Origin of the sequence: Phreatobacter aquaticus (genome assembly GCF_005160265.1) — a bacterium.
Taxonomy (GTDB): Bacteria; Pseudomonadota; Alphaproteobacteria; order Rhizobiales; family Phreatobacteraceae; genus Phreatobacter; species Phreatobacter aquaticus.
In genome coordinates, this window is record NZ_CP039865.1 from 430,517 (window position 1) to 455,610 (window position 25,094).

Genomic DNA, 25,094 nt, shown 5'->3' on the forward strand with positions numbered 1-25,094 from the left:
CAAGGGAGGCAGGCATGCGGTGGATGGCATTGGCCGGTCTGGCACTCGCCCTGCTCGTGGCAGCCGGCGGCGAGACTGAGGCCCAGACATCCTGCGCGGGCTGGAACGCCACCTGCCAGGCCCGATGCCGCGATGCCGGCAATCCCGAATGCGCCAATTACTGCACTCGCCAGGTCACCGCCTGCCGCCGAACCGGGTGCTGGACAGAGGGTCAGCGCTTCGGCGGCCGTCAGCACTGCAATCTCAGCCGGTAGGCCTTCAGCGTTCAGTCGGCTTTCCTGGCCGAAGAGCGCAACCGCCCGACGATGCCGGTGGGAAAGAAGTAGACGCTGAGGATGAACAGCACGCCGAGCAGCAGCAACCAACGATCCGGATGCAGCAGCTTCGGCAGAAGCGGTATGCCTTCGGTCGCGGCGGCAGCCGTTCCCATCAGCTTCTGCAGATAGTTCTGCGCCACGACGAACAGCGTTGCGCCGACGATCGCGCCATACATCGTGCCCATGCCGCCGATCACCACCATCAGCAGGATGTTGAGCATGATGGCGAAGGAAAGCGTGGTGTCCGGCCCCGTATAGCGCACCCACAAGGCACTCATCGCGCCCGCCAGCACCGCCATGGCGGCGGCGAGGCAATTGGCGACGGTGCGGTAATAGACGACGCGGTAGCCCAGCGCCTCGGCGCGCATGTCGTTCTCGCGGATCGCCTGCAGCACGCGCCCGAAGGGTGAATTGACCACCCGGAGCGCGGTCAGGAACAGCACGATCGCCGCGACGAAGACGAGATAATAGGCGAGCACCCGTCCCGTGATGTCGAGGCCGAGGATCGGACCGGAGAACGGCCGGTAACCCGGCCGCAGCACCTCGGGCACGCGGAACGAGCGGCCATCCTCGCCGCCGGTATATTCCGAGAACTGGGTGGCCATGATCAGGAAGGCCGAGGCCACCGCCAGCGTGATCATCGCGTAGAAGATCGCCCGCACGCGCAGCGACAGAAGACCGATCAGGAAGGCCAGCACCACGCCGATCACCAGCGCCAGGGCAAGCCCGATGCCGACCGCGCCCCAGGTCGGATTCATGCCGTAGAGCGCGAGACCGACGCCGTAGCCGCCGATGCCGAAGAACATGGTGTGGGCGAACGAGACGATGCCGGTATAGCCGAGCAAGAGGTCATAGCTCGCCACCAGCACGATGAAGATGCAGATCGTCGCCGCCGTGTTGATGGCGGCAGCGCCCGGAAACAGGAACGGCGCGAAGGCGAGGCCCAGCACGATGGCCACCAGGATGCCCGTCAGCACCCGGCTCTTCGGATAGTCGCCTGAGAGGATGAAACCGAGCATCGCTTACCTCTTGGCCACGGGATAAAGGCCCTGCGGCCGCCACATCAGGATCGCGACCATCAGCAGGATGTTGGAGGCGAGCGCGATCTTCGGCGCCAGAAACGCTGTGTAGTTCGCCATCATCGCCACCAGCACCGCGCCGAGGAAACAGCCGCCGACCGAGCCGAGCCCCCCGATGATGATGACGATGAACACCAGAACCATGATGTCGCCGCCGATCGCCGCCGTCAGCGTCTCGCGGTAGAGAGCCCACAGCACGCCGCCAAGGCCTGCCAGCGCCGAACCCGCCACGAACACGCCGACGAACAGGCGCCGGATGCGGTAGCCGAGCGCCTCGACCATTTCCGAATTCTCGACGCCGGCGCGGATCAGGAGGCCGATCTTGGTGCGGTTCAGCACCAGCGTCATGCTGACGAAGACGACGAGCCCGACGGCGACCGCCAGCAGGCGGAATTTCTCCAGCGCGAAATCACCGAACACGATGGCGCCGCGCAGCCCCGCAGGCAGCGGCATCGACTTCTGGTCACCGCCCCAGATCACGTGGATCAGCTGCTCGGCGACGATCAGGCCACCCATGGTGATCAGGATCTGCTTCAGATGCTGGCCATAGACCGGCATGATGATGACGCGCTCGAAGGCCCAGCCGAGGAGGCCCGTGCCGACCATGGCCACCGCCACGGCAAGCCCCAGCGCGGCGAGGTTCCAGGCCAGCGAATCCACCTGCATCCACCCCGACAGCAGCGCCAGCACGCTCATCGCGATATAGGCGCCGACCGCGATGAAGGCGCCATGGCCGAAATTCAGCACGTCCATCAGGCCGAAGACGAGAGTGAGGCCGGAGGCGATGACGAAGATCATCATGCCCATGGCAAGCGCCGCCACCGTCAGCGTCAACCAGGTCGTCGGATTGCCGACCAGCGGCAGGGCCGCCGCCGCCAGGATGATCGGCAGCAGAATCGGCCAATAATCGGATTTCAGATGCGGCAGGGCTTCGGTGGAGGGAGCCGGCGCGGGAACATCGGTCATTGCACGAACCCTTCAGAATGCCGGCCACGAATGGTCCCGAAACCGCACGCTGTCACGATCTTACCTCTCCCCGACGGGGAGAGGTCGGCGCCGACAGGCGACGGGAGAGGGGGCGAGTTCCCAAACGGAGAGCACACGGCCCCTCTCCCGGATGCTGACGCATCCGACCTCTCCCCGTCGGGGAGAGGTGAAAACAGGTCGCGCCACTCGAAGCTCATCACACCCTCACTGATGCGCATCGAGCGACAGGCCGAGAAGCCGCGTCTGCAGCGCCTCGTCGCGCGCAAGCTCGGCCATCGGACCCCGATGCACGATGCGGCCGTCATCCATCACCGCGACATCGTCGCCGAGGCTCGCGGCAAAGCGGAAATTCTGCTCCACCAGCAGGATCGTCGTCTCGCGCTTCAGCTCGGCAAAGGCTGTGATCATCGCCTCGATGATGGCCGGCGCGATACCCTTGGTCGGTTCGTCGATCAGGATGAGACGGCGCGGCTCAACGATCGCGCGGGCAATCGCCAGCATCTGCTTCTGCCCGCCGGAGAGCACGCCCGCCGGAAACTGCCAGAACTTCTTGAGCGCCGGGAACAGCTTGAAGATCCAGTCGAGCCGGGCCTGGTCGAGCGGGCCGGAGCGGGCAGCGAGGATCATGTTCTCGCGCACGGTCAGATCGGCGAACACCGCCATGGTCTCCGGCACATAGGCGATGCCGGATTGCGCGATGTCGGGGGTGGGCGTGCCGCCGATCGACCGCCCGTCAAAGGTGACGGTGCCGGCAGACGGCGCCCAGAGCCCCATGATGGTGCGCAGCGTGGTGGTCTTGCCCGCGCCATTGCGACCGAGCAGCACGGTCATGCCGCCCCGCTTCAGGCTGAGGTCGACGCCCTGCAGGATATGGTACTGGCCGATATGAGTGTGGACGCCGGAGAGCGTCAGCAGCGGCTCAGTAGTCGGCATCTCAGACATGGGCTGCTCCTGCGGCCGGAGCCTTGGGCGCCTGGCCGAGATAGGCCTCCTGCACCACGGCGGAGGCGATCACCTCGGCCGGCTCGCCATCCGCCACCAGCTTTCCGTTGTGCAGCACGATGATCCGGTCGGCGAGGGAGCGGACCACATCCATCTTGTGCTCCACCAGCAGGATCGTCTTGTCACCACGCGCCTTGAGGCGATGGATGAGATCGAGGATGACCGGCACCTCGTCCACCGACATGCCCGCCGTCGGCTCGTCGAACATGAAGACCTCTGGCTCCATCGCCATCATGATGGCGACTTCCAGCTTGCGCTTGTCGCCATGCGGCAGGGCGGCGGCCATCGTGTCGCGGACCGCCCCGAGATTGACCTCGTCGAGATAGGCCTGCGCCTGGTCGATCCAGTCGGCATGGCTCGACCAGCGGGTGAACAGGCTGGCGGCCTGGCGCTGGCGGGCCTGCACGGCGAGCCGCACATTCTCGATGACCGAGAGATTGGGAAACAGGCTGGTGATCTGGAAGGCCCGGCCGATGCCGCGTGCCGTGCGGCCGGCGGCGCCAAGGCCGGTGACATCCTGGCCACCCAGCAGAACCGTGCCGGAGGTGGCGGTGAGCTGGCCGGACATCAGGTTGAAATAGGTGGTCTTGCCGGCACCGTTCGGGCCGACGATTGCCGTCAGCGTGCCGGAATGGAAGGCGCAGCTGACCGCGTCGACAGCCACATGCCCGCCGAAGCGGATCGTCAGGTCGCGCGTTTCCAGGACGGGTTCGGGCATGGTCGCTTGGGCCTGCGGAAGGGCTGGAAAAGGCTCCGGCCCGGAGCGGCAAGGCACTCCGGGCCGTGAGACAGGCGTAATGGTCAGTTGGTGCGGCGCGCGGTGATCGGCAGCGGCATTTCGGCAGCCGGGATGGTACGCACCAGGTCCAGCATGTCGTTGTCGCGGCCGTTCGGACGGATGCGGAAGTGATACATGTCCTGCAGCGCCTGATGGTCCTCGCGGCGGAAGGTCATCGGACCCTTCGGCGTCTGGAAGGTCAGGCCCTCAAGAGCCGTGATCAGCTTCTCGGTGTCCGGCGATCCAGCCTTCTCGAGACCGGCGACGACAGCAGCGGCAGCGGCAAAGCCACCGGCCACGAAGAAGTCCGGCGGCGCGTTGTAGCGCTTCTGGTACTCGGCCTTCAGCCAGTCATTGAGCGGATTCTGCGGGAAGCCGTAATAGTAATAGATGCCGCCCTCGGTGCCCGCGAAGGCCTTCCAGGCGTTCATCGCCGGCAGGATGTTGCCGCCGGGTGCGAGTGCGATGTTGAAGCGCTCGGGACGCATGTCGACGAACTTCGCCATCGGATGGGCGCCGGCCCAGATGAAGCCGATCACCCGCTTGCCGGGCCGGTCGCGCAGCGCGCCGAACAGGCGCTCGGCGAAGGGCGAGAAGTCGGCGGTGTTGCCGGCGGCATATTCCTCGGCGACGATCTTGGCGCGCGGACGGATGGCGGCAAGCGCTGCCTTGTAGGCGGCAACACCGTCGCGGCCGAAGGCCGTGTCGAGGCCGAGCATGCCGATGAACACATCCTCGTTCTCAGGCACCGAGGCGGCAGCGGCGAGCGCGTCCTGATAGGACGAGCGACCCGTGCGGAAGATGTAGCGGTTCCAGCGCTCGCCGGTGATCGAATCGGCCACCGCCGGCTCGACGATCAGGATGCGCTTGTGCTCTTCCGCCACCGGCAGCATGGCGAGCGCCACCGGCGAACCGGTCGTGCCGACCGCGATATCGGCCTTGTCGTCGCCATAGCATTCTTCGAGCAGCGCCTTGCCGCGATCGGGACGCAGCTGGTCGTCCTTGACGATGACGGAGAGGCGCATGTTGCCCACCTGCATCGTGCCGCGGGTGAGGAATTCCAGCCCCATCATGAAGCCGTTCTCGGTCTGCTTGGCATAGGCCTCGAGCGGTCCGGTGCGGCCCGCGATGAGGCAGATCTTGACGTCGCGGGTCTGGGCCTGGGCTTCGCCGATCGGGCCGACGAGGGCGGCTGAGGCGAGCGCAAACGCCGCGGCAGCGGCTTTCATCATCTGCATAGGATCCTCCCTGATCCGAATGTTAAACTGACACTTGAGTCATGTTTCATGTGACGCTAACCTCAGGTCCAATTCTCGTCAAGCGCCCCGACACTTCCACGGCGCCATGACGCAATCAAAACGAAGCTTCTGGGAAACGCGCTGGCCGGTCATGACATCGATCCATCCTCAGGGCCCATTGCCGGCGCCCAAGACCAAACGCGGCGAACGCACCCGCCAGAAGATTCTCGACGCCGCCGAGCGCGAGATCGGCGCCAAGGGGTTTGCCGAGGCATCGATTGCCGCCATCACCGCCGAGGCCGATGTCGCCCAGGGCACATTCTACCTCTATTTCCGCACCAAGGAGGATGTGCTGCGCGAGCTCGTCCTGCGCATGGGCCGCAGGCTGCGCCGTCACCTCACCATGGCGGTGACCGGCGCCACCAGCCGGATGGAGGCCGAGCGCCACGGCCTGCACGCGTTCCTCGCCTTCGTGCGCGACAATCCCAATCTCTACCGTGTCGTCGCGGAATCGCAGTTCGTCGACGCGACCGTCCACAAGGCCTATTACGACGCCTTCGCGGCCAATTACCGCGAGGCGCTGGAGGCTGCCGAGGCCGAGGGCGAGATCACCAAGGGCGATGCCGAGGTGCGCGCCTGGGCGCTGATGGGCGTCGCCGACATGGTGGGACGCCGCTACGCACTCTACGACCCCAAGGCCTCGCTGCACGATGCGGCGGAGGCGGCTTACGACTTCATCGCCAATGGATTGATGGAGCGCCGCCATGGCTGAGCCGCTGGTTCTCACCTCGGTTGAGGGCGCAACTGCGACCCTCATCCTCAACCGCCCGGCCCGCCACAACAGCCTGGTGCCCGAGCTGCTCGAGGAGCTGTCGGAAGCGATCGACAGCCTCGATACCCACGCCCTCTCCTGCCTGGTCCTGGCCGCCAATGGCCGCAGCTTCTCCACCGGCGGCGATGTCGCGGGCTTCGCCGATCTGCCGCGTGGACAGCGCCGCATCTATGCCGACCGGCTGGTTGGCCTGCTGAACACCGTCATCCTGCAGCTGATCGACTGCCCCGTGCCGGTGATCGCCCGCGTGCAGGGACCGGTTACCGGCGGCTCCTGCGCGCTGGTCTTCGCTTCCGATCTGGTCGCCTTCGGCCCGCGCGCCTTCGTCCAGTCCTATTATGTCGATGTCGGCTTCGCCCCCGATGGCGGCTGGACGGCGCTGCTGCCCGAGCGGATCGGCGTGACCCGCGCTTCCGCGATCCAGATGCTCAACCGGCGCATCGGCGCCGACGAGGCCCTGGCGCTCGGGCTCGCCACGCGGCTGGTGGCCGAGGCCGATCTCGACGCCACTATCGCCGACTGGACAACGACGCTTGCGGGCAAGGTGCGCGGATCGCTGGTCGCCACCCGCGCCCTGCTGACACCTCCGGCCCGTCGCCTGGTTCTCGCCGACGCGCTGGAGCGCGAGCGCCAGCGCTTCCTGAGCCTCATCGAGACCGACGAGACCGAGGCCGGCATGGCCCGCTTCCTCGGGAGAGCCGCATGAAGACCATTCCCGACCTCTGCCGCCGCCGCGCCGAGCTGACGCCTGACAAGACCGCCTTCGCCGAGATCGCCACGGGCCGGCGCTTCACCTTTGCCGAGATCGACGCCCATGTCGGGCAAGCCGCGGCGCTGTTTGCCAGCCTCGGCCTTGGCGAGGGCGACCGCATCGCCGTGCTCTGCCACAACCGGGCGGCCTTTTTCGAGATCCTGTTCGCCTGCGCCCGGGCCAAGATCATCCTGGTGCCGCTCAACTGGCGCCAGACGCCGGCCGAGCTTGCCCCCATCCTGGCCGATTGCCGGCCCAAACTGCTGATCGCCGACGAGCCGACATGGGAGCTCGCCGAGCGCCTCGCCTCGCCCGCCCTGACGCTGATGTCTTTTGCCGACTACGAGACACGGCGCGATGCCACGCCCACGCCCAGCGGTCCGGTCGAGCCCTGGGACACCGATCGCGTCTGGTACCTGCTCTACACCTCGGGCACGACCGGCGCGCCGAAAGCCGTCATTCAGACGCCCGGCATGGCGCTCGCCAATGCGGTGAACATCCAGCAGGGCACCGGCATGGGCCCGGACGACCAGACGCTGAACTTCCTGCCGCTGTTCCACACCGCCGGCATCAATCTCCATGCCTTGCCGCTGTTCATCCAGGGCGGACTGTCGCACATCATCCCGAAATTCGAGCCCGACATCGTGCTCTACCTGATCGCGGCCGGGAACCTCACCCTGTTCTTCGGCGTGCCGGCCATCTATCAGGCGATCAGCCTGCACCCCCGCTTCGCCACCACCGATTTCTCATCGGTCCGCTCCTTCGGCTGCGGCGGCGCGCCGCTCTCCGAAAGCCTGATCCGCGCCTTCCTCGATCGCGGCGTCATGGTCTGCAACGGCATGGGCATGACCGAAACGGGCCCCACCGTCTTCTTCATGGACCAGGCCCATGCGCTTCAAAAGATCGGCTCGGTCGGCAAGCCGCAGATCCTCGCCGAGGTGCGCTTGGTCGATATCCACGACCGCGACGTTCCACGTGGCGAGCGCGGCGAACTCCTGTTCCGCGGACCCGGCATCACGCCCGGCTATTTCAACAATCCCGCAGCCACCGAAAAGGCCTTCGCGCCCGGTGGCTGGCTGCGCTCCGGCGATGTCGGCCGGCAGGACGAGGACGGCTATTTCTACCTCGTCGACCGGATCAAGGACATGTTCATTTCCGGCGGCGAGAACGTCTATCCCGCCGAAGTCGAGATCGTGCTGCACGCCCATCCGGCCGTGCTGGAGGCCGCCGTCCTCGGCGTGCCGGATGCCAAATGGGGCGAGGTCGGCCATGCGGTGATCGTGCTGCGGCCGGGCATGACCAGCGACGTCGAGACGCTGAAGGCCCATGCGCGCGCCCATCTCGCCGCCTACAAGGTGCCGAAACACGTGACGCTGGTGGAGGACTTCCCGCGCACTGCCGCCGGCAAGATCCAGAAGCACGTGCTGCGCGCCATCGTGGCCGGGGGAACCCTGCCATGATCGCCACCGGCCCGCTGTTTCGCCAGACCATGAGCCTGAGCCAGGCCGATTTCGACCTGTTCGCCCGGGTCAGCGGCGACGACAACCCGATCCATGTCGATCCGGACTTTTCCGCCCGCACCCGCTTCGGCCGCACCGTCTCCCACGGCATGCTGCTCTATTCCAGGCTCTGGGGCCTGGTCGGCCAGCACATCCCCGGTGGACGCCAGCTCACCCAGTCGCTGATGTTCCCGGCGCCGACCTTCGCCGGCGAACCTGTCATCTGCGAAGCGAGTGTTGACGCCATCACCGACGGGATCGCGAGCCTGACGCTCACCATCACCCGTGCCCGCGACGGCGAGACGGTCTGCGCCGCCGCCGCCACCTGGCAGACCGGGAGCGCATCATGAAGGTCGGGGACCGCGCCTCCCGCTCGCGCAGCTACACCGCGGCCGATATCGCCGATTTCGCCCGGCTTGCCGGTGCCGCGCCATCTCATATCACGGCGATCCCCGAGCCGCTGATCGGCGCCCTGTTCTCCTATCTGCTGGGCGTCGAATTGCCGGGCCCCGGCACCAATTACCTCAAACAGGAGATCGCCTTCCACGCCGCGGCCCGCCTCGATGAGGAGGTGACCGCGACCGTCGAAATCACCCGGCTGCGCCCCGACAAGCATCTCTGCGACCTCGCAACCACGCTCACCGGCGCCGATGGCCGGCTGATCGCCTCGGGCCGCGCCCTCGTCCTGATCAAGGACGTCGCCAAGCCGGTCGAGGCCTGATCATGGCGCGCCCGTCCGCCATCGATATCGGCCAGGGCCGGCCGCTGGTCTTCCTGCATGGCTGGTCCATGGATGGCAGCCTGTTTGCCGGCCAGCATGCCCTGAGCCGGCAAGGCCTTCGGGTGATCATCCCGGACCTCCGCGGCCACGAACCGGGCGCAACGCGCGAGGAAACGATCACCATCGCCGACCTCGCCGATGATGTCGCTGCCCTGCTGGCGGAAAAGCAGCTCGACCGCGCCGTGCTGATCGGCTGGTCGATGGGCGCGACAGTCATGTTCGACCATGCCCGTCGCCACGGCACGGCGGGACTGGCCGGTCTCGTCTCGATCGACATGACCGCCATGGTGCCGAATGCGCCGGATTGGCAGCTCGGCCTGTCGAACGGCCAGACGCTCGCCGAGACATTGGCCGCAGCCGAGCGCATGGGTCCCAACTGGACGGCCTATGCGCCAAAGATCGCCGAAGCCCTGTTCGCGCCGGGCCACGATCTGGCAAGCGAGGCGTATCGCCACGCCGCCCGCATCTGCGCCGCCAAGGACGGCGCCACCATGGCCGGCCTCTGGCGCTCGCTGGTCAGCGCCGACCACCGCGCGACAGTCGCGAGCCTGGCCGTGCCGATCCTCTCCATCGCGGGGGCCGAGAGCCGGCTCTACCGCCCCGATGTCGGCCGCTGGATCGCCGACCACGCGCCACATGGCCGGTCCATCGCCATTCCGAAGGCCGGTCACGCGCCGCATGTCGAGCAGGCAGAGGCCTTCAACGCAGCGCTGATGGGGTTTGCTGCGAGGCTTTAGCGACGCTCGTCGCAGCGCCAACTTACCGCGCACACAATCGTCACCCCCGGCGAGCGAAGCGAGGGAAGGGGGTCCAGGAGCCGCTTGCCGCACACTCTCCCCCATGGCGTCGCCGGATCGACGTTGTTGCAGGTTCGGATCTGTTTGGCCCCTGGATCCCCTTCCCTCGGCCTTTGGCCTCGCCGGGGATGACGATCCTGCTGGAGTGGCGGGTGCGCGCTCAAGCGCGTACTACCCTGATCATCACCCCATCCCCCGTCCGGCCCACGACCTGTCATGCCGGCTGCCCTCTTCCCCGTTCGGCCCTCCACACCCTAGTGTGGCGGCCCAGCAGGAAACCAGCCAAGGCGAACCAGCCGACCATGCCGCGCCCCCGTCCCTCTACCGCCCTCGACCATCTGCGCGTCCTCGACCTGACGCGGGTGCGCGCCGGCCCCACCTGCTGCCGCGTGCTCGCCGATTTCGGCGCCGACGTCATCAAGATCGAGGCGCCGCCCGGCGTCGATCCGAACGAGGCCATGTCCGGCAGCCGCCACGGCTCGGACATGCAGAACCTGCACCGCAACAAGCGATCGCTGGCGCTCAACCTCAAGACCGATGAGGGCCGCAAGGTCTTCCTCAAACTGGTCGAGACCGCCGATATCGTTGTCGAGAACTACCGGCCCGACGTGAAGGACCGCCTGGGCATCGGCTACGAGACGCTGAAGGCGATCAATCCGCGCATCATCCTGGCTTCCGTCTCCGGCTTCGGCCAGGACGGCCCCTATCGCACCCGCGCCGGCTTCGACCAGATCGCGCAGGGCATGGGCGGACTGATGGGCATTACCGGCTTTCCCGGCCAGGGGCCGATGCGCGCCGGCATCGCGGTCGCCGATTCCGCCGCCGGCATCTATGCCGCGACCGGCATTCTCGTCGCGCTGGCCGAGCGCGAGAAATCCGGCGAGGGCCAGTGGATACAGACCTCGCTGCTGCAGGCCATGATCGCCATGTGCGACTTCCAGGCGGCGAGCTTCACAGTCGATGGCAAGGTGCCGCCGCAGAACGGCAACGACCACCCGAACTCCACCCCGATGGGCGTGCTCCCCGCCAGCGACGGCTTCATCAATATCGGCGTCGGTGGCGAGGGCCAGTGGAAGGCCTTCTGCAAGGCGATCGACCGCGAGGACCTCACCGCCCATCCCGACTATGCCAATGCCAACCAGCGCTATGCCAACCGCCCCGCCCTAATGGCGTTGATCGGCGATCTGACCAAGACCCAACCTTGCGCCTTCTGGCTCGACAAATTCGAGGCCCAGGGCGTGCCGGCCGGCCCGATCTACGCGATGGACCAGGTGTTCGACGATCCGCAGGTCCAGCACCTCGGCATGGCCGCCCCCGTGCACCATCCCGTGCGCGGCGAGATCCGCCTGATCGCCCAGCCGCTGGTCATGTCGCGCACATCGCCCGCCATTGAAACACCGACGCCGGAATCCGGCGAGCATACCGACGAAATCCTCCGCGAGGCCGGCTTTCCCGAGACCGAGATCGCCCGCCTCCGCTCAGCCAGCATCATCTGAACCAAGGACATGACCCCAGTGACCAATCCCTCCATCCGCTACGAGGCCGCAAACGGCATCGCCCGCCTGATCATCGACCAGCCGGCCAAGATGAACGCCATGACCTTCGACATGTGGTCGAGCGTTCCGGGCCTGGTGAAAAAGGCCGAGGACGACCGTTCGGTGCGCGCCATCGTCGTCGAGGGTGCCGGCGAAAAGGCCTTCTGCGCCGGCGCCGACATCTCCCAGTTCGGTGCCAAGCGCACCGGCGAGGAGGCCGTGCGCGCCTATGACATTGCGGTGGCGAATGGCATGGCGGCGATCCACGATGCGGCAAAGCCCACCATCGCTGTCATCCGCGGCATCTGCTTCGGCGGCGGCTGCGCCCTGGCGCTCACCTGCGACCTGCGGTTCGCCACCTCGGATTCGCGCTTCCGCGTGCCGGCCGCGCGTCTTGGGCTCGGCTATGGGTTCTCGTCCGTCCGCATGATGATCAAGAAGCTGGGCGTTGGCGCGGTTGCCGACATCCTCATCTCCGCCCGCATCCTCGATGCCAGCGACGGCGAACGCTCCGGCGTCATTCATCGTGCCTGGCCGCGCGAGACCTTCGACAAGGAAGTGACCGCCTATCTCGAGACGGTCGCCGCCAATGCGCCGCTGACGCTCGCCGCCATCAAGCGCTCGCTGGTCGAATTGTCGAAGCCCGAAGCCGAGCAGGATGCCGCCGCCGTCGACGCGCTGATCGCCAAGTGCTTCGGCAGCGCCGACTACAAGGAAGGCCAGAAGGCGTTTCTCGAAAAGCGCCTGCCGGTGTTCAAGGGCGAGTGAGCGCGCTGCCCGAGAGGGCGCTTGAGTTCACACTCGCCGTCATGCCCGGGCTTGTCCCGGGCATCCACGCCTTCAACAGGCAGTCGCACGGAACCATAAGTCGTGGATGCCCGCCACAAGGGCGAGCATGACGCATTGGCTAGAGCCCGCACAAGGGCAACGGCTCGGAGGACCACCCCATGGACCTGAAATTGAACGGCAAGCGCGTCCTCGTCACCGGTGCCTCCAAGGGCATCGGCCTCGCCTGCGCCGAGGTCTTCGCCGCCGAGGGCGCCGAGATCGTTATGGTCGCCCGCGATGCGGCCCGGCTGGAGGCGGCAGCAGCCGGCGTCCGCGCCAAGCAACAGGGTCCGATCACCACCATCGCAGTGGACCTGTCGAAGGGCCCCGAGCGTGAGCGGCTGTGGTCGGAGGCCGGCGCCATCGACATCCTCGTCAACAATGCCGGCGCCATCCCCGGCGGCGGCCTGCTCGATCTCTCCATGGACACCTGGGAGGACGCCTGGTCGCTCAAGGTGATGGGCTATATCCACCTGACCAAGCTGGCGCTTGGCGCCATGAAGGACCGCGGCACCGGCATCATCGTCAATGTCATCGGCATGGCCGGCCGCAGCCCACGCTATGGCTATGTCTGCGGCGCCACCGGCAATGCCGCATTGATGGCCTTCACGGGCGCCATCGGCGGCAAATCGCAGGAATGGGGCGTCCGCGTCTTCGGCATCAACCCCGCAGCCACCCGCACCGACCGCATCATGTCGCTGTCGAAGCAACGCGCCCAGGCCGCCTTTGGCGACGAGAGCCGCTGGGAAGAGATGCTGACCGACCTGCCGCTCGGCCGCCTCATCGAGCCGGTGGAGATCGCCAATGCGGCGGCATTCCTCGCCTCGCCCGCCTGCGGCTATGTCTCGGGCGCGATCCTCGACGTCGATGGCGGCGGCGCCTTCAAGGGCTGACGCGAACGTGACGACAATTCCCCTGCAAGCCGCACTCGGCTTGTCTGGTCTGGCATACAGATTGCGTCTAACGTGCCGTCCCTGACGGGGCGCTCAACGCTGGATTGCACCAAACGCCAGGCCTCCTATCATCGAAGCCTTCCCAACTCCCGAAAGCCAGTCCCTGTGAGCGCTCCCCGTTTCACCACCCGCCCCGAGATCGACGGCACATTCGGTGTCGTCACGACCACCCATTGGATCGCCTCTGCCGTCGGAATGGGCATTCTGGAGCGCGGCGGCAATGCCTTCGACGCCGGCTGCGCCGCGGCCTTCACCCTGCAGATCGTCGAGCCGCACCTGAACGGCCCCGGCGGCGACGTGCCGGTCATCCTCTATGACGCGAAGACCGAGAAGCCCGAGGTCATCTGCGGCCAGGGCCCGGCGCCCGCCGGCGCGACAATCGAACACTATCGCTCGCTCGGCCTCGATCTGGTCCCCGGCACCGGCCTGCTCGCCACCTGCATTCCCGGCGCCTTCGACACCTGGATGGTGATGCTGCGCGACTACGGCACGATGCGGGTGCGCGACGTGCTGGAAGCCGCCATCGGCTATGCCCGCAATGGCTATCCGCTGGTCGAGCGCATCCCTGCCACCATCCGCACCGTCGAACAGCTGTTCCGTGAGCACTGGACCTCGTCCGCCGCGGTCTATCTGCCCGGCGGGAAGGTGCCCGAGCCCGGCGATCTCTTCACCAACGTCAAGCTCGCCGAGACCTATGAGCGCGTGCTGCGCGAATGCGAGGGCGGTTCGCGCGAGGAGGAGATCGAGCGCGCCCGCAAGGTCTGGAGCCAGGGCTTCGTCGCCGAGGCGATCGACACGTACTGCCGCACCCAGGACGTGTTCGACGTCACCGGAACCCACCATCGCGGCGTGCTGACCGGCCAGGACATGGCAACCTGGCAAGCCACGATCGAAGCGCCGATCCACTACGATTACGGTCGCTACCGTGTCTTCAAGCCGTCGACCTGGAGCCAGGGGCTCGCCTGCCTGCAGCAGCTCTCGCTGCTCAAGGGCTTCGACCTCGACAAGCTCGACGTCACCGGTCCCGACTTCGTCCACCTCATCGTGGAAGCCGCCAAGCTCGCCTTCGCCGACCGCGAGAGCTTCTATGGCGATCCCACCTTCGTCGACGTGCCGATCGAGACGCTGCTGTCGGATGGCTACAATGCCGAACGTCGCCGGCTGATCACCGACACGGCCTCGATGGAACTCCGCCCCGGCTCCATTGCCGGCAAGGGTGGCAAGGTCGATGCCCGCATCTCCTCCGGCAAGCGCGTGGCGGTCGGCGCGACCGGCGCCGGCGAGCCCACCGTCGGCGATATCGAGACCTTTCCGAGCGGCAATACCCGCGGCGACACCGTCCATTTCGACATCATCGACCGCTGGGGCAACATGGTGTCGTCGACGCCGTCCGGTGGCTGGCTGCAATCCTCGCCCATCATCCCCGAGCTCGGCTTCTGCCTCGGCTCCCGCGCCCAGATGTTCTGGCTCGACGAGAGCCATCCGGCAGCTCTCGTTCCCGGCAAGCGGCCGCGCTCGACCCTCACCCCGACGCTGGCCTATCGCGACGGCGCGCCCTATCTCGCCTGGGGTTCGCCCGGCGGCGACCAGCAGGACCAGTGGATTCCGCAGATGTTCCTGCGCCATGTCCATGCCGGCATGAACCTGCAGGAATCGATCGACGCACCGGCCTGGCACACCGAGCATTTCCCCGGCTCGTTCTGGCCGCGCACGTCCCGTCCGGGCGTCGTCGTGCTGGAGAGCCGGTTCCCCGAGGCGACGATCGCGGAGCTCAAGCGCCGCGGCCATCAGGTCGAAGTCGGCGGCCCCTGGTCGGAAGGCCGGCTCACCGGCGCCCGCAAGGAGGGCAACCGCCTGAAGGCGGCCGCCAATCCGCGCGGCATGCAGGGCTATGCGATCGGACGATGAGGCACGCTGAACCATGACCTGGTCGATCATCGCCAAGGACCATCAGACCGGCGCCATCGGCATCGCGGTGGCGACCCGCTTCTTCGCGGTGGGCGCTCTCGTGCCCCATATCGATCCGGCCGGCGGGGCGGTTGCGACCCAGGCGCTGATGAACCCGACCTATGGCCCGCGCGGATTGCGCCTGCTGCGCGAAGGCGTGCCGGCTCAGGACGTCGTCCGCCTGCTCACTGAATCCGATGGCGGTGAAAGCCAGCGCCAGCTGCACATCATGGATCGTTCCGGCAGCTTCGCCGCCCATACCGGCACCGATTGCGTCGACTGGTGCGGTCATGCCGTCCATGTCGGCTTCTCGGTCGCCGGCAACATGCTGGCGGGACCGCAGGTGATCGACGAGACCGCCCGGGCCTTCCAGCAACACGGTACCCTGCCCTTCGCCCGCCGCCTGATCACGGCCCTGAAGGCGGGCGAGGCCGCCGGTGGCGACAAGCGCGGCAAGCAATCGGCGGCGCTCCTCATCCACGAGACCGAAGAATACCCGGCCCTGTCGCTGCGCGTCGACGACCATGCCGATCCGCTGGTCGAACTGACCCGCCTCGAACAGGTCTCCCGCGAGCGCTTCGTTCATTTCGCGCAGTTCTTCGCCACCAAAGACGACCCGACCGGCACGGTCGACCGTACCATCATCAATGCCGCCATCCAGGCGGCCTTGGCCAAGGAGCAGAGCGCGTGAGCGAAGCTCTTGCCATCATCCGTCCGGCCTCGACGACACTCCGCACGTCACCCTCGGCGAGCCCGAAGGGCGAGGGAAGGGGGTCCAGGGGCCAGACGGCAGGGTCGGCGAGATTCGCGGCCGTGAGGTCGCGCCATCCGCTCCTGAACCCCCTTCCCTCACTTCGCTCGCCGGGGGTGACGTCCGTTTTCCAAGGCCGGGTCACCGGCACCTTCGACGCACACGCATGACCCGCAATCTCACCAGAAGCGCACAGCGCCGCCAAGCTCAGAGGATGACACGGATGACCAAGCTGAAACTCTGGACCGCCGCCCTGATCGCGGCCGGAACCGTCTTCGCGGCGACGCCGCCCGTCCACGCCCAGCAATCGGTGCTGCGCATCGGCCTGGCCGAAGATCCCGACGTGCTGGATCCGACGCGCGGCCGCACCTATGTCGGCCGAATTGTCTTCGCCTCCATTTGCGACAAGCTGTTCGACATCGACGACAAGCTCGCCATCGTGCCGCAGCTGGCGCTGTCCCACGAGACCTCGGCCGACGGCCTCACCGTCACCATCAAGCTCAGGCCCAACGTCAAGTTCCATGACGGCGAGGTGATGGATGCCGAAGCGGTCAAGTTCTCGCTCGAGCGCCACCTGACCATGCAGGGCTCGTTCCGCCGTCCGGAGCTCTCGGCCATCGACAAGGTCGAGGTGGTCGATCCGCTCACCGTGCGCCTCGTCCTGAAGCAGCCCTTCTCGCCGCTCCTGTCCCAGCTCACCGACCGCGCCGGCATGATGGTCAGCCCCAAGGCCGCGCGCGAACTCGGCGAGCGCTTCGGCTCGGCTCCGGTCTGCGCCGGCCCCTATCGCTTCGTCGAGCGCATCCAGCAGGACCGCATCGTCGTCGAGCGCTTTGCCGACTACTGGAACAAGGACCAGGTCACCATCAACCGGATCGAGTACCGGCCGATCGCCGACGCCACCGTGCGCCTGGCCAATCTGCGCTCCGGCCAGCTCGACATGATCGAGCGCGCGCTGTCCACCGACATCCCGCAGATCCAGGCCAATCCGCAGCTGCGCCTGACCACCTCCATCGACCTCGGCTATCAGGGCATCACGCTCAACACCGCCAAGTCCGATGCCGCCAAGACCGCCTTCGGCCAGGACCCGCGCGTCATCCAGGCCTTCTCGCTCGCCATCGACCGGCAGGCGATCAACCAGGTGGTGTTCAACGGTTCCGCCATGCCGGGCAACCAGTGGGTCAATCCGACCAACCCCTTCTACCAGACCCGCTTCCCCGTCCCGCAGCGCGACGTTGCCAAGGCCCGCCAGTTGCTCCAGGCGGCCGGCGTGCGCACGCCCGTCGTGGTCGACTTCATGGTGCCGAACAATCCGGAAGTGAGGCAGGTGGCCGAAGTGCTCCAGGCGATGACGGCGGAAGCCGGCTTCGAATTGAAGATCCGCGTCACCGAGTTCGCGACGTCGCTGCAGGAGGCCGAACAGGGCCGCTACCAGGCCTATATGCTGAACTGGTCGGGCCGCACCGATCCGGACGGCAATGCCTTCTCGTTCCATGCCTGCCGCCAGCCGCTGAACTATGCCGGCTATTGCAACGCGACTGTCGATGCCCTGTTGGCGGAAGCCCGCACCAAGACCAGCCTCGCCGACCGCAAGGCGATCTACGAGAAGGTCACCGAGATCCTGCAGGCCGAGGGCGGCATCGTCTATCTCTACCATCGCCCTGTGGTCATCGCGCACACCGCGCGCCTCGAGGGTTTCCGGCCGATGCCGGACGGCCTCGCGCGGGTGGTCGGCCTGAAGTTCCGCGGCAATTGACGGATCTCACATGCTGACGCTCATCGGCAAACGGCTCCTTCAGCTCATCCCGACCATCTTCTTCGTGTCGGTGCTGATCTTCCTCCTGCAGCAATTGCTGCCGGGGGACCCGGCCCTCGTGATGGCCGGCGAGGAGAAGGACCCGGAGGTCATCGAGCAGATCCGCCGGCGCTACCGGCTCGACCAGCCCCTGCCGGTCCAGTATCTCGCCTGGATCGGCGGCGTGCTACGCGGCGATCTCGGCGAGAGCATGCGGCTCAGCGAGCCGGTGGCCACTCTGGTTCTGCAGAAGCTGCCGGTCACGCTGCAGCTGGCTGTCATGGCCATGCTGTTCACGCTGGTCATCGGCATTCCCGCCGGCATCATCTCGGCGGTGAAGAAGGACACCGTGTGGGACTATGCGGTGAACGTCTTCGCGCTCTGGGGCATCTCGACGCCGAACTTCTGGCTCGGCATCATGATGATCTTCCTGTTCTCCGTGCAGCTCGGCTGGCTGCCGGCGTCCGGCTATGTCTCGCCCTTCGAGGACTTCCGGGCATCCCTTGCCGCCACCATCATGCCGGCCTTCGTCCTGGGCAATTCCTTCGCCGGCGTCATCATGCGCCACACCCGCGCCGCCATGCTTCAGGCGCTGGAAAGCGACTATGTCCGCACCGCCCGCGCCAAGGGCCTGCTGGAAAGCCGCGTGGTGCTGCGACACGCCATGCGCAACGCGCTGACCCCGATCATCACGCTCGGCGCGCTGGAATTCGGCACGCTCCTGTCGGGCGCGGTGCTGACCGAACAGATCTTCTCGATCCCCGGTTTCGGCAAGCTGATCGTCGATGCCGTGTTCAACCGCGACTATGCCGTGGTGCAGGGCGTCGTGCTGGTGACGGCCACCACCTACATGCTGCTGAACCTGCTGGCCGATATCGGCTACATCTTCGCCAATCCCCGGCTGAGGCAATAGGATGACCGCTCTGGAGGTTGCAGCACCCGTCGCGGCACGCGCGATCGACAGCCCGGCGCGGAGAGCCTGGCGCCGGCTCAAGGTCCGCAAGGGCGCCATGGTGGCGCTCGCCGTGCTTGTGGCGATCGTCCTCATCGCGCTGTTCGCCCCGCTGATCTCGCCGCATGACCCAACCCAGCAGAGCTGGCGGGCCGTGCGGCAGGCGCCGTCATGGGCCCACTGGTTCGGCACCGACGAGGTCGGCCGCGACATCCTCGCCCGCATCATCTTCGGCGCGCGCGCCTCCATGGCGGCGGGTCTCGTATCGGTCGCCATCGCCATCATGGCCGGTGTGCCGCTTGGCCTTGCCGCGGGCTATCTCGGCGGCTGGACCGATGCGCTGATCTCGCGCCTGACCGATGCCATGCTCGCCTGCCCGTTCCTGATCCTCGCCATTGCGCTGGCGGCCTTTCTCGGCCCATCGCTGCAGAACGCCATGATCGCCATCGGCATCACGGCCACGCCGGTATTCGTGCGGCTGACGCGCGGCCAGGTGCTGACCGTCAAGAACGAGGACTATGTCGAGGCGGCGCGCGCGGTCGGCAACCGCAAATGGCGGATCGTCGTCTACCACATCCTGCCCAATGTCATGCCGCAGCTGCTGGTTCAGGCCACACTGACGGTGGCGACCGCCATCATCGCCGAGGCCTCGCTGTCGTTCCTCGGGCTCGGCCAGCAGCCACCCGCGCCGTCCTGGGGCTCGATGCTCAACTCGGCGCAGCGCTTCCTGACCCAGGCGCCCTGGATGGCCATCTTCCCCGGCCTTGCCATCTTCGTCACCGTGCTGAGCTTCAACCTGCTCGGCGACGGCCTGCGCGACGCCCTCGACCCAAGGTCCAAATAGCGCTTGGCGGCCAGACAGCCTAGAGAGTGGGCATGACGGCACCCGGTTCGCTCACTCCCCTCGATCACGCGCTGGCGCACCTGCTGGACGGCCTCGCACCCGTTCGGCCGGTGCGCATGCCAGTCCGCGACGCCATCGGCCTGGTCGCGGCGGAGACGGTGCTGGCGCCAGGCGCCGTGCCGGCCGGCGCTGTGGCGCTGCGCGACGGCATTGCCGTGACCTCCTCCGACCTCGTCGGCGCCTCGGCCTATGCGCCGGCCCTGCTGATGACGGCGCCCGCATTGGTCGGGATAGGCGATCCCCTGCCCGCCGGATGCGACGCCGTTCTGCCGGCGGATGCCGCGAGCTCTCAAGGGTCCTTCGTCGAGATCGGCCAGGCCGCCTATCCCGGAGAGGGCGCGGCGCTGGCCGGCAGCGATCTCGGCGCCGGGACGGCGATCATCCGGCCGGGCGAGACGGTGACCGCGACTGTGGCACTGGCCCTGGCTGTGGCAGGCGTCAGCGAGATCGCTGTACACAGACCCGTCGTCCGGTTGCCCGGCGGGCCCTTGTCTCCGGCGCTCGACTGGCTGGCGGACTGGCTCATCGGCCTCGGCTGCGCGGTAGAGGAGGACAGGCAGAGCGAGACCTCGCTCCGGCTCCCGAACGTCTCCGGCGGCGCGGAACGGAAACCCGCGGACATGCTGGATTCCGGCGCGCCGCCGCGGAGCGACATCTCGCTCCTGTTCCACATCCCCTCCGGCTCCACACCGCTTGCGCGGGGGCTGGCGCTGAAGCCGGGCGACAGCGCCGAAACCGGCGTTTCAGCGTCAAATCAGCCGATTATCACCCTGCCACCGCGGTTCGACGGCATTGTGGCGGTGGCCCATGCCCTCGTCCTGCCGCTCGTCGCCCGTCTCACCGCGCGCCGCGTCCATCGGGTCACCCGCCCCCTCACTACCAAGGTCACCTCCACCGTCGGGGTCACGGATGTCGCATTGCTGCGCTCGGCCGATCGGGGCTATGACCCCCTTGGTGCCGGCCGCATCGCGCTGTCAGCCCTGCTCGCGGCCGATGCCATCGCGCTCATCCCGCCGGACAGCGAGGGCGCGGCGGCGGGCACGCCGATCGACGCCATCCCCCTCACCCGTCCCCTGATCACCCAATGACCGAACGCCCGAGCCTCGACCAGGACCAGTTCCTCACCGTGCTATCGCGCGAGGAGGCGGTCGCACGCTTCGTGGCGGCCCTACAACCGAAGCCGCTTGGGCTTGAAATCGCAGCGCTTTCCGATCTGGTCGGCCGCGTTCTTGGCCGCGATATCGCAGCGCCTGTCGACACCCCACCCTTCGACCGCTCGGTGGTCGACGGCTTCGCGGTCTCGGCCGCCGATGTGGCGCAGGCCTCCGAGGCAGCCCCGGTGATGCTCGCCCTGAACGGCGAGACCATTGCCTGCGGCACCCTGCCAAGGCTGGCGCTCGCCGCTGGAACCGCGACCCCGATCGCGACCGGCGGCCCGATCCCGCGCGGCGCCGATGCCGTCGTGATGGTCGAGCACACCAACCTGGCCGCCGATGGCCGTCTGGTGGTCAGCCGGGCCGTCGCGCCCGGCCAGAACATCGCCTTCGCCGGATCCGACATCGCCCGCGGCGAGACGCTGCTGCGCGCTGGGACCGTCATCGGCGCCCGCGAGATCGGCATGCTCGCGGCGGTGGGCCTCGCGGAAGTCGAGGTCTGGCGGAAGCCCCACGTCGCCGTCATCTCAACAGGCGACGAGTTGGTGGCCCCCGGCCAGCCGCTGCGCCCCGCCGCGATCTACGATTCCAACGGCCCGATCGTCGCCGCGGCGCTGCAGGAAAACGGCTGCGATCCCATACGCTTCGGCGCCATTGCCGATGATGCCGCGCTGCTTGAAGCGACCATGCGCGAGGCCCACGCGACCTGCGATGCGGTCATCCTGTCGGGCGGCACGTCGAAGGGCGCGGGCGATCTCACCTACCGGATCGTCGGCAGTCTCGGCGCCCCCGGCATCGTCGCCCATGGCGTGGCACTGAAACCCGGCAAGCCGCTCTGCCTCGCGGTCTGCGAGGGCAAACCGGTAGTGATCCTGCCTGGCTTCCCGACCTCGGCCATGTTCACCTTCCACGACATCGTGGCGCCGGTCCTGCGGACGCTCGCCGGCCATCCCGAGCGCGCCGAGGTGACGCTGACCGCCCGTGTCCCGGTCCGGGTCCCCTCCGACCTCGGCCGCACCGAGTTCGTCATGGTGGCGCTGGCGGAAACCGCATCGGGGCGGGTCGCCTATCCGATCGGCAAGGGCTCGGGCTCGGTGACCGCCTTCAGCCAGGCCGATGGTTTCGTCACCATCGACGCCCTGTCGGAAGCCATGCCGGCCGATACCGAAGCGGAGGTGACCCTGTTCACCCCGCATCTCACCGTGCCCGATCTGGTCATCATGGGCAGCCATTGCGTCGGGCTGGACGCGGTGATCGCAAGGCTTGGCGCCCATAGCCTGACGGCCCGTTCGCTGTCGCTCGGCAGCCTTGGCGGACTGGCGGCGCTCCGCCGTGGCGAATGCGATCTTGCGCCCATCCACGTGCTCGATCCCGCCACCGGCACCTACAACCGCCCGCTTCTGTCCCCCGGCATGGACCTGATCCCCGGCTGGCGCCGCATGCAGGGCCTTGTCCATCGGCTCGACGACCGCAGGTTCGCCGGAGCGGTCGATGTCCCTACAGCCGTCGCGACAGCCCTTGCCGATCCCGCCTGCCTGATGGTCAATCGCAACCAGGGCGCCGGGACACGCATCCTGATCGACCAGCTGCTGGCCGGCGCCAAACCGCCCGGCTATTGGAACCAGCCACGCTCCCACAACGCGGTCGCGGCTGCTGTCGCTCAAGGCCGGGCCGACTGGGGCATCGCCATCAAGCCGGTGGCCGACGCCAATGGCCTGGGCTTTCTCCCGCTCGGACCTGAACACTACGACTTCGCCGTCTCGGCGGCTCCGCGTGCACCGGCTGCCATCGATGCCTTCCGCAAGGCCATTGCCGAGGCCGCTGACGCGCTCAAGGCCCTTGGCTTCATTCCCGCCAGCGAGGCACCGTGACCCAGCCCCTGCTCGACCTCGACGGCCATACCGACGTGCCCAATGACCGCGTCGCGGCCATCGTCACCTATCTCCAGGTGCTGGAGAAGCCCTTGGCAGGCCCGCGATCCGACGCGGTGCGGCTCGTGCCGGTGCCAAAGCCCGATCTCGGCTGGTATCGCGATCTCTATCGCGCCATAGGCGGCGACTGGTTGTGGACATCAAGGCTCCGTCTGTCCGACGACGCCCTGGCGGCCATCCTCCACCATCCCGACGTGGCGGTGTTCTCAGGCGAGGGCGCCGCTGGCAGCGTGGGCATTGTCGAACTCGATTTCCGCGTTCCCGGCGAGGCCGAGATCGTGTTCTTCGGGCTGCGCCCCGAGGCAACCGGCAAGAGCCTCGGCGCAGCCATGATGGCCCGTGCGGTGGACGAAGCCTGGCGCCCGGGCATTGGCCGCGTCTGGCTGCACACCTGCACGCTGGATCATCCGGCTGCGGTCAAGTTCTACCAGCGCCAGGGCTTCCGGCCCTACAAGCGGGCGATCGAGATCTTCCCCGACCCCCGGCTGACCGGCATCTTCCCGCGCAGCGCGGCGGCTCATGTGCCGGTGATCGGCAGCTAGTCGCCAAAGCTGACTGGCACCGGCGTCCAGATGACGTCCTCGATGTGGCGCGCTCCAGAAGCGAGCATGACCAGCCGCTCGAAGCCGAGCGCGATGCCCGCTGTCGGCGGCATGAGGGAGAGCGCCGCCAGCAGCTCCTCGTCGATCGGATAGGCCTCGCCATAGATCCTGAGCTTCTCGGCCATCTCGGCCTCAAACCGGCGGCGCTGCTCGGCAGGATCCGTCAGTTCGCCGAAGCCGTTGGCGAGCTCCACGCCGCAAGCATAGAGCTCGAAGCGCTCCGCCACCCGGGGATCGCTGGCTTTCGGCCGGGCGAGCGCTGCCTCCGATACCGGATAGTCGCAGAGGATGGTCGGCCGACCGAAGCCGAGCCTGGGCTCGACGCGCTCGACCAGCACCTTGGAGAAGATGTCGGCCCAGCCATCGTCCTCGGCCACCCGGATGCCTGCTGCCATGGCCTGCGCGGCAAGGCCCACGCGATCGGTCGTGCCGTCGGCGTCAACCGTCGCCAGAAGGTCGATGCCGGCCTCGCGGGCAAAGGCCTCGGCAAGCGTCACCCGCTCGGGCTCGAGCGCCGGATCGGCGGTCGCACCCTTCCACGACAGAAGCCGCGAACCTGCGGCCTCGCAGGCCACCCGCATCAGGTCGACGCAATCCGCCATCAGCTGCTCGTAGCTCGCACCCACCCGGTACCACTCGACCATGGTGAATTCCGGATGGTGCAGCGGCCCGCGCTCGCGGTTCCTGAACACGCGGGCGAAATCGACGATCCTGGTCTCGCCGGCCGCGATCAGCTTCTTGGCGGCGAATTCCGGCGACGTGTGTAGATAGAGCGGGGCACGGCGCCCGTCGATCGTCAGGGCCTGGGTCTCGAAGGCATGGAGATGCGCCTCATTGCCCGGTGAGACCTGCAGAATGCCGGCCTCCACCTCGGTAAAGCCTTGTGCGTCGAACCAGCCGCCAAGGGCGCGTTTGACCCGCCCACGGGCCGCGAGGAACGGCTTGCGGTCGGCATGGCGCTCGGGCGTCCACCAGGGTGAGGGAAGATCAGGCATCGGAACCGGTTCGGGGTGGCGTTTTGGCGAAACTTCGTCTATGCGACGGCGCAACAGAAGACGAGGGGGTGACACGCCTCCGCATTCCAAGGACGACATCCGTGCCGAAGGTCATCGCCTCTTCCGTCCGCAAGGGCAACATCCTCGAAGTCGACGGCAGGCTCTACCTGATCGTCACCGCCCAGAACATCCATCCGGGCAAGGGCACCCCGGTGACCCAGGTCGACATGCGCCGCCTGTCCGATGGCGTGAAGGTGTCCGAGCGCTGGCGCACCACCGAGATGGTCGAGCTTGCCTATGTCGAGGACCGTCCGCACACCTATCTCTACTCGGATGCCGACGGCAACCACTTCATGAACAAGGAAAACTACGACCAGATCGCCGTTCCCGACGACATTCTGGGCGATGCCAAGCCCTATCTCCAGAGCGAGATGGAAGTGAAGCTGTCGGTCTACGAGGGCAATGCCGTCGGCATCGAGCTTCCCGCCCGCGTGACGCTCGAAGTGGTGGAAACCGAGCCGGTGACCAAGGGCCAGACCGCGTCCTCGTCCTACAAGCCGGCGATCCTGTCGAACGGCGTGCGCACGCTGGTGCCCCCGCATATCGGCGTTGGCACCCGCATCGTCGTGCTGACCGAGGACGGTTCCTATTCCGAGCGCGCCAAGGACTGACCCGTAACGACTAAG

General features: G+C 67.5%; 25 protein-coding genes. 19 read left to right on the forward strand and 6 right to left on the reverse strand.

The window, feature by feature from the left end; translation table 11 throughout:
• Window positions 1-14 precede the first annotated feature (14 nt).
• Window positions 15-254: a hypothetical protein gene (locus tag E8L99_RS01875; RefSeq protein ID WP_137097956.1), complete on the forward strand. Its 240-nt coding sequence runs from the start codon at window positions 15-17 to the stop codon at window positions 252-254.
• Window positions 255-265: 11 nt separating this feature from the next.
• Here the strand turns inward: E8L99_RS01875 and E8L99_RS01880 are convergent, their stop codons facing one another.
• The 5 genes from E8L99_RS01880 to E8L99_RS01900 form a co-directional block, all read right to left on the reverse strand.
• Window positions 266-1,336, reverse strand: coding sequence for a branched-chain amino acid ABC transporter permease (locus tag E8L99_RS01880; protein WP_137097957.1), 1,071 nt, complete (start codon window positions 1,334-1,336; stop codon window positions 266-268).
• A gap of 3 nt (window positions 1,337-1,339) precedes the next feature.
• Entirely contained in the window at window positions 1,340-2,362 is a 1,023-nt protein-coding gene (locus E8L99_RS01885) for a branched-chain amino acid ABC transporter permease (RefSeq protein WP_137097958.1), read from the reverse strand.
• Between the two features lie 225 nt (window positions 2,363-2,587).
• Window positions 2,588-3,316, reverse strand: coding sequence for an ABC transporter ATP-binding protein (locus tag E8L99_RS01890; RefSeq protein WP_215907041.1), 729 nt, complete (start codon window positions 3,314-3,316; stop codon window positions 2,588-2,590).
• 1 nt (window position 3,317) lies between these two features.
• On the reverse strand, window positions 3,318-4,103 hold the full coding sequence (locus tag E8L99_RS01895) for an ABC transporter ATP-binding protein (RefSeq protein WP_137097960.1): 786 nt from the start codon (window positions 4,101-4,103) through the stop codon (window positions 3,318-3,320).
• An 83-nt stretch (window positions 4,104-4,186) separates the two neighbouring features.
• Window positions 4,187-5,395, reverse strand: coding sequence for a substrate-binding domain-containing protein (locus E8L99_RS01900; protein WP_391527467.1), 1,209 nt, complete (start codon window positions 5,393-5,395; stop codon window positions 4,187-4,189).
• A 157-nt stretch (window positions 5,396-5,552) separates the two neighbouring features.
• Here E8L99_RS01900 and E8L99_RS01905 point away from each other — a divergent pair, with 157 nt between their 5' ends.
• The 17 genes from E8L99_RS01905 to E8L99_RS01985 all read left to right on the forward strand — a co-directional run bounded on the left by E8L99_RS01905 (window position 5,553) and on the right by E8L99_RS01985 (window position 23,353).
• Complete coding sequence (locus E8L99_RS01905) at window positions 5,553-6,173, forward strand: TetR/AcrR family transcriptional regulator (protein WP_137097962.1); 621 nt, start codon at window positions 5,553-5,555, stop codon at window positions 6,171-6,173.
• Window positions 6,166-6,939 (forward strand): enoyl-CoA hydratase/isomerase family protein, encoded by a 774-nt coding sequence (locus E8L99_RS01910; RefSeq protein ID WP_137097963.1) that lies wholly within the window; start codon window positions 6,166-6,168, stop codon window positions 6,937-6,939. Before E8L99_RS01905 ends, E8L99_RS01910 begins: the two co-directional genes overlap by 8 nt.
• On the forward strand, window positions 6,936-8,444 hold the full coding sequence (locus E8L99_RS01915; protein WP_137097964.1) for an acyl-CoA synthetase: 1,509 nt from the start codon (window positions 6,936-6,938) through the stop codon (window positions 8,442-8,444). Before E8L99_RS01910 ends, E8L99_RS01915 begins: the two co-directional genes overlap by 4 nt.
• Window positions 8,441-8,833: a MaoC family dehydratase gene (locus E8L99_RS01920; protein WP_137097965.1), complete on the forward strand. Its 393-nt coding sequence runs from the start codon at window positions 8,441-8,443 to the stop codon at window positions 8,831-8,833. Before E8L99_RS01915 ends, E8L99_RS01920 begins: the two co-directional genes overlap by 4 nt.
• Window positions 8,830-9,204 (forward strand): hotdog family protein, encoded by a 375-nt coding sequence (locus E8L99_RS01925; RefSeq protein WP_137097966.1) that lies wholly within the window; start codon window positions 8,830-8,832, stop codon window positions 9,202-9,204. Before E8L99_RS01920 ends, E8L99_RS01925 begins: the two co-directional genes overlap by 4 nt.
• A gap of 2 nt (window positions 9,205-9,206) precedes the next feature.
• Window positions 9,207-10,001: an alpha/beta fold hydrolase gene (locus E8L99_RS01930; RefSeq protein ID WP_137097967.1), complete on the forward strand. Its 795-nt coding sequence runs from the start codon at window positions 9,207-9,209 to the stop codon at window positions 9,999-10,001.
• A 362-nt stretch (window positions 10,002-10,363) separates the two neighbouring features.
• On the forward strand, window positions 10,364-11,557 hold the full coding sequence (locus tag E8L99_RS01935; protein ID WP_137097968.1) for a CaiB/BaiF CoA transferase family protein: 1,194 nt from the start codon (window positions 10,364-10,366) through the stop codon (window positions 11,555-11,557).
• A gap of 9 nt (window positions 11,558-11,566) precedes the next feature.
• Window positions 11,567-12,364, forward strand: a complete 798-nt coding sequence (locus E8L99_RS01940) for an enoyl-CoA hydratase (RefSeq protein WP_215907042.1) — start codon at window positions 11,567-11,569, stop codon at window positions 12,362-12,364.
• A 179-nt stretch (window positions 12,365-12,543) separates the two neighbouring features.
• Window positions 12,544-13,317, forward strand: a complete 774-nt coding sequence (locus tag E8L99_RS01945; protein ID WP_137097969.1) for a short-chain dehydrogenase/reductase — start codon at window positions 12,544-12,546, stop codon at window positions 13,315-13,317.
• Window positions 13,318-13,482: 165 nt separating this feature from the next.
• Window positions 13,483-15,285 carry a gamma-glutamyltransferase family protein gene (locus tag E8L99_RS01950; protein ID WP_252511235.1) on the forward strand — a complete coding sequence of 601 codons (1,803 nt, stop codon included), beginning with the start codon at window positions 13,483-13,485 and terminating at the stop codon, window positions 15,283-15,285.
• A 13-nt stretch (window positions 15,286-15,298) separates the two neighbouring features.
• The gene (locus E8L99_RS01955) at window positions 15,299-16,015 is read left to right on the forward strand and encodes a DUF1028 domain-containing protein (RefSeq protein ID WP_137097970.1); all 717 of its coding nucleotides are present in this window, start codon (window positions 15,299-15,301) and stop codon (window positions 16,013-16,015) included.
• Window positions 16,016-16,298: 283 nt separating this feature from the next.
• Window positions 16,299-17,831 carry an ABC transporter substrate-binding protein gene (locus tag E8L99_RS01960; protein WP_137097971.1) on the forward strand — a complete coding sequence of 511 codons (1,533 nt, stop codon included), beginning with the start codon at window positions 16,299-16,301 and terminating at the stop codon, window positions 17,829-17,831.
• A 10-nt stretch (window positions 17,832-17,841) separates the two neighbouring features.
• Complete coding sequence (locus E8L99_RS01965; RefSeq protein WP_137097972.1) at window positions 17,842-18,783, forward strand: ABC transporter permease; 942 nt, start codon at window positions 17,842-17,844, stop codon at window positions 18,781-18,783.
• Between the two features lies 1 nt (window position 18,784).
• The gene (nikC, locus tag E8L99_RS01970; RefSeq protein ID WP_137097973.1) at window positions 18,785-19,666 is read left to right on the forward strand and encodes a nickel transporter permease; all 882 of its coding nucleotides are present in this window, start codon (window positions 18,785-18,787) and stop codon (window positions 19,664-19,666) included.
• 32 nt (window positions 19,667-19,698) lie between these two features.
• Window positions 19,699-20,814: a hypothetical protein gene (locus E8L99_RS01975; protein WP_137097974.1), complete on the forward strand. Its 1,116-nt coding sequence runs from the start codon at window positions 19,699-19,701 to the stop codon at window positions 20,812-20,814.
• Window positions 20,811-22,751, forward strand: coding sequence for a molybdopterin biosynthesis protein (locus E8L99_RS01980; protein WP_137097975.1), 1,941 nt, complete (start codon window positions 20,811-20,813; stop codon window positions 22,749-22,751). The genes E8L99_RS01975 and E8L99_RS01980 overlap by 4 nt, the downstream gene beginning before the upstream one ends.
• On the forward strand, window positions 22,748-23,353 hold the full coding sequence (locus tag E8L99_RS01985; RefSeq protein WP_137097976.1) for a GNAT family N-acetyltransferase: 606 nt from the start codon (window positions 22,748-22,750) through the stop codon (window positions 23,351-23,353). Before E8L99_RS01980 ends, E8L99_RS01985 begins: the two co-directional genes overlap by 4 nt.
• Here the strand turns inward: E8L99_RS01985 and epmA are convergent.
• On the reverse strand, window positions 23,350-24,408 hold the full coding sequence (gene epmA / locus E8L99_RS01990) for an EF-P lysine aminoacylase EpmA (protein WP_137097977.1): 1,059 nt from the start codon (window positions 24,406-24,408) through the stop codon (window positions 23,350-23,352). The genes E8L99_RS01985 and epmA overlap by 4 nt on opposite strands.
• 101 nt (window positions 24,409-24,509) lie before the next feature.
• Here epmA and efp point away from each other — a divergent pair, with 101 nt between their 5' ends.
• Window positions 24,510-25,079, forward strand: coding sequence for an elongation factor P (gene efp / locus E8L99_RS01995; protein WP_137097978.1), 570 nt, complete (start codon window positions 24,510-24,512; stop codon window positions 25,077-25,079).
• Window positions 25,080-25,094: the final 15 nt, after the last annotated feature.

What these genes read in the sequence shown, in the direction of transcription:
- E8L99_RS01965 (WP_137097972.1), top strand. Translation starts at nt 17,842, where the DNA reads ATGCTGACGCTCATCGGCAAACGGCTCCTTCAGCTCATCCCGACCATC.
- E8L99_RS01940 (WP_215907042.1), top strand. Translation starts at nt 11,567, where the DNA reads ATGACCCCAGTGACCAATCCCTCCATCCGCTACGAGGCCGCAAACGGC.
- E8L99_RS01935 (WP_137097968.1), top strand. Translation starts at nt 10,364, where the DNA reads ATGCCGCGCCCCCGTCCCTCTACCGCCCTCGACCATCTGCGCGTCCTC.
- E8L99_RS01905 (WP_137097962.1), top strand. Translation starts at nt 5,553, where the DNA reads ATGACATCGATCCATCCTCAGGGCCCATTGCCGGCGCCCAAGACCAAA.
- E8L99_RS01930 (WP_137097967.1), top strand. Translation starts at nt 9,207, where the DNA reads ATGGCGCGCCCGTCCGCCATCGATATCGGCCAGGGCCGGCCGCTGGTC.
- E8L99_RS01875 (WP_137097956.1), top strand. Translation starts at nt 15, where the DNA reads ATGCGGTGGATGGCATTGGCCGGTCTGGCACTCGCCCTGCTCGTGGCA.
- E8L99_RS01925 (WP_137097966.1), top strand. Translation starts at nt 8,830, where the DNA reads ATGAAGGTCGGGGACCGCGCCTCCCGCTCGCGCAGCTACACCGCGGCC.
- E8L99_RS01980 (WP_137097975.1), top strand. Translation starts at nt 20,811, where the DNA reads ATGACCGAACGCCCGAGCCTCGACCAGGACCAGTTCCTCACCGTGCTA.
- E8L99_RS01945 (WP_137097969.1), top strand. Translation starts at nt 12,544, where the DNA reads ATGGACCTGAAATTGAACGGCAAGCGCGTCCTCGTCACCGGTGCCTCC.
- E8L99_RS01885 (WP_137097958.1), bottom strand. Translation starts at nt 2,362, where the DNA reads ATGACCGATGTTCCCGCGCCGGCTCCCTCCACCGAAGCCCTGCCGCAT.
- E8L99_RS01890 (WP_215907041.1), bottom strand. Translation starts at nt 3,316, where the DNA reads ATGCCGACTACTGAGCCGCTGCTGACGCTCTCCGGCGTCCACACTCAT.
- E8L99_RS01880 (WP_137097957.1), bottom strand. Translation starts at nt 1,336, where the DNA reads ATGCTCGGTTTCATCCTCTCAGGCGACTATCCGAAGAGCCGGGTGCTG.
- epmA (WP_137097977.1), bottom strand. Translation starts at nt 24,408, where the DNA reads ATGCCTGATCTTCCCTCACCCTGGTGGACGCCCGAGCGCCATGCCGAC.
- E8L99_RS01900 (WP_391527467.1), bottom strand. Translation starts at nt 5,395, where the DNA reads ATGATGAAAGCCGCTGCCGCGGCGTTTGCGCTCGCCTCAGCCGCCCTC.
- E8L99_RS01920 (WP_137097965.1), top strand. Translation starts at nt 8,441, where the DNA reads ATGATCGCCACCGGCCCGCTGTTTCGCCAGACCATGAGCCTGAGCCAG.
- E8L99_RS01955 (WP_137097970.1), top strand. Translation starts at nt 15,299, where the DNA reads ATGACCTGGTCGATCATCGCCAAGGACCATCAGACCGGCGCCATCGGC.
- nikC (WP_137097973.1), top strand. Translation starts at nt 18,785, where the DNA reads ATGACCGCTCTGGAGGTTGCAGCACCCGTCGCGGCACGCGCGATCGAC.
- E8L99_RS01915 (WP_137097964.1), top strand. Translation starts at nt 6,936, where the DNA reads ATGAAGACCATTCCCGACCTCTGCCGCCGCCGCGCCGAGCTGACGCCT.
- E8L99_RS01895 (WP_137097960.1), bottom strand. Translation starts at nt 4,103, where the DNA reads ATGCCCGAACCCGTCCTGGAAACGCGCGACCTGACGATCCGCTTCGGC.
- E8L99_RS01910 (WP_137097963.1), top strand. Translation starts at nt 6,166, where the DNA reads ATGGCTGAGCCGCTGGTTCTCACCTCGGTTGAGGGCGCAACTGCGACC.
- E8L99_RS01960 (WP_137097971.1), top strand. Translation starts at nt 16,299, where the DNA reads ATGACCAAGCTGAAACTCTGGACCGCCGCCCTGATCGCGGCCGGAACC.
- E8L99_RS01975 (WP_137097974.1), top strand. Translation starts at nt 19,699, where the DNA reads ATGACGGCACCCGGTTCGCTCACTCCCCTCGATCACGCGCTGGCGCAC.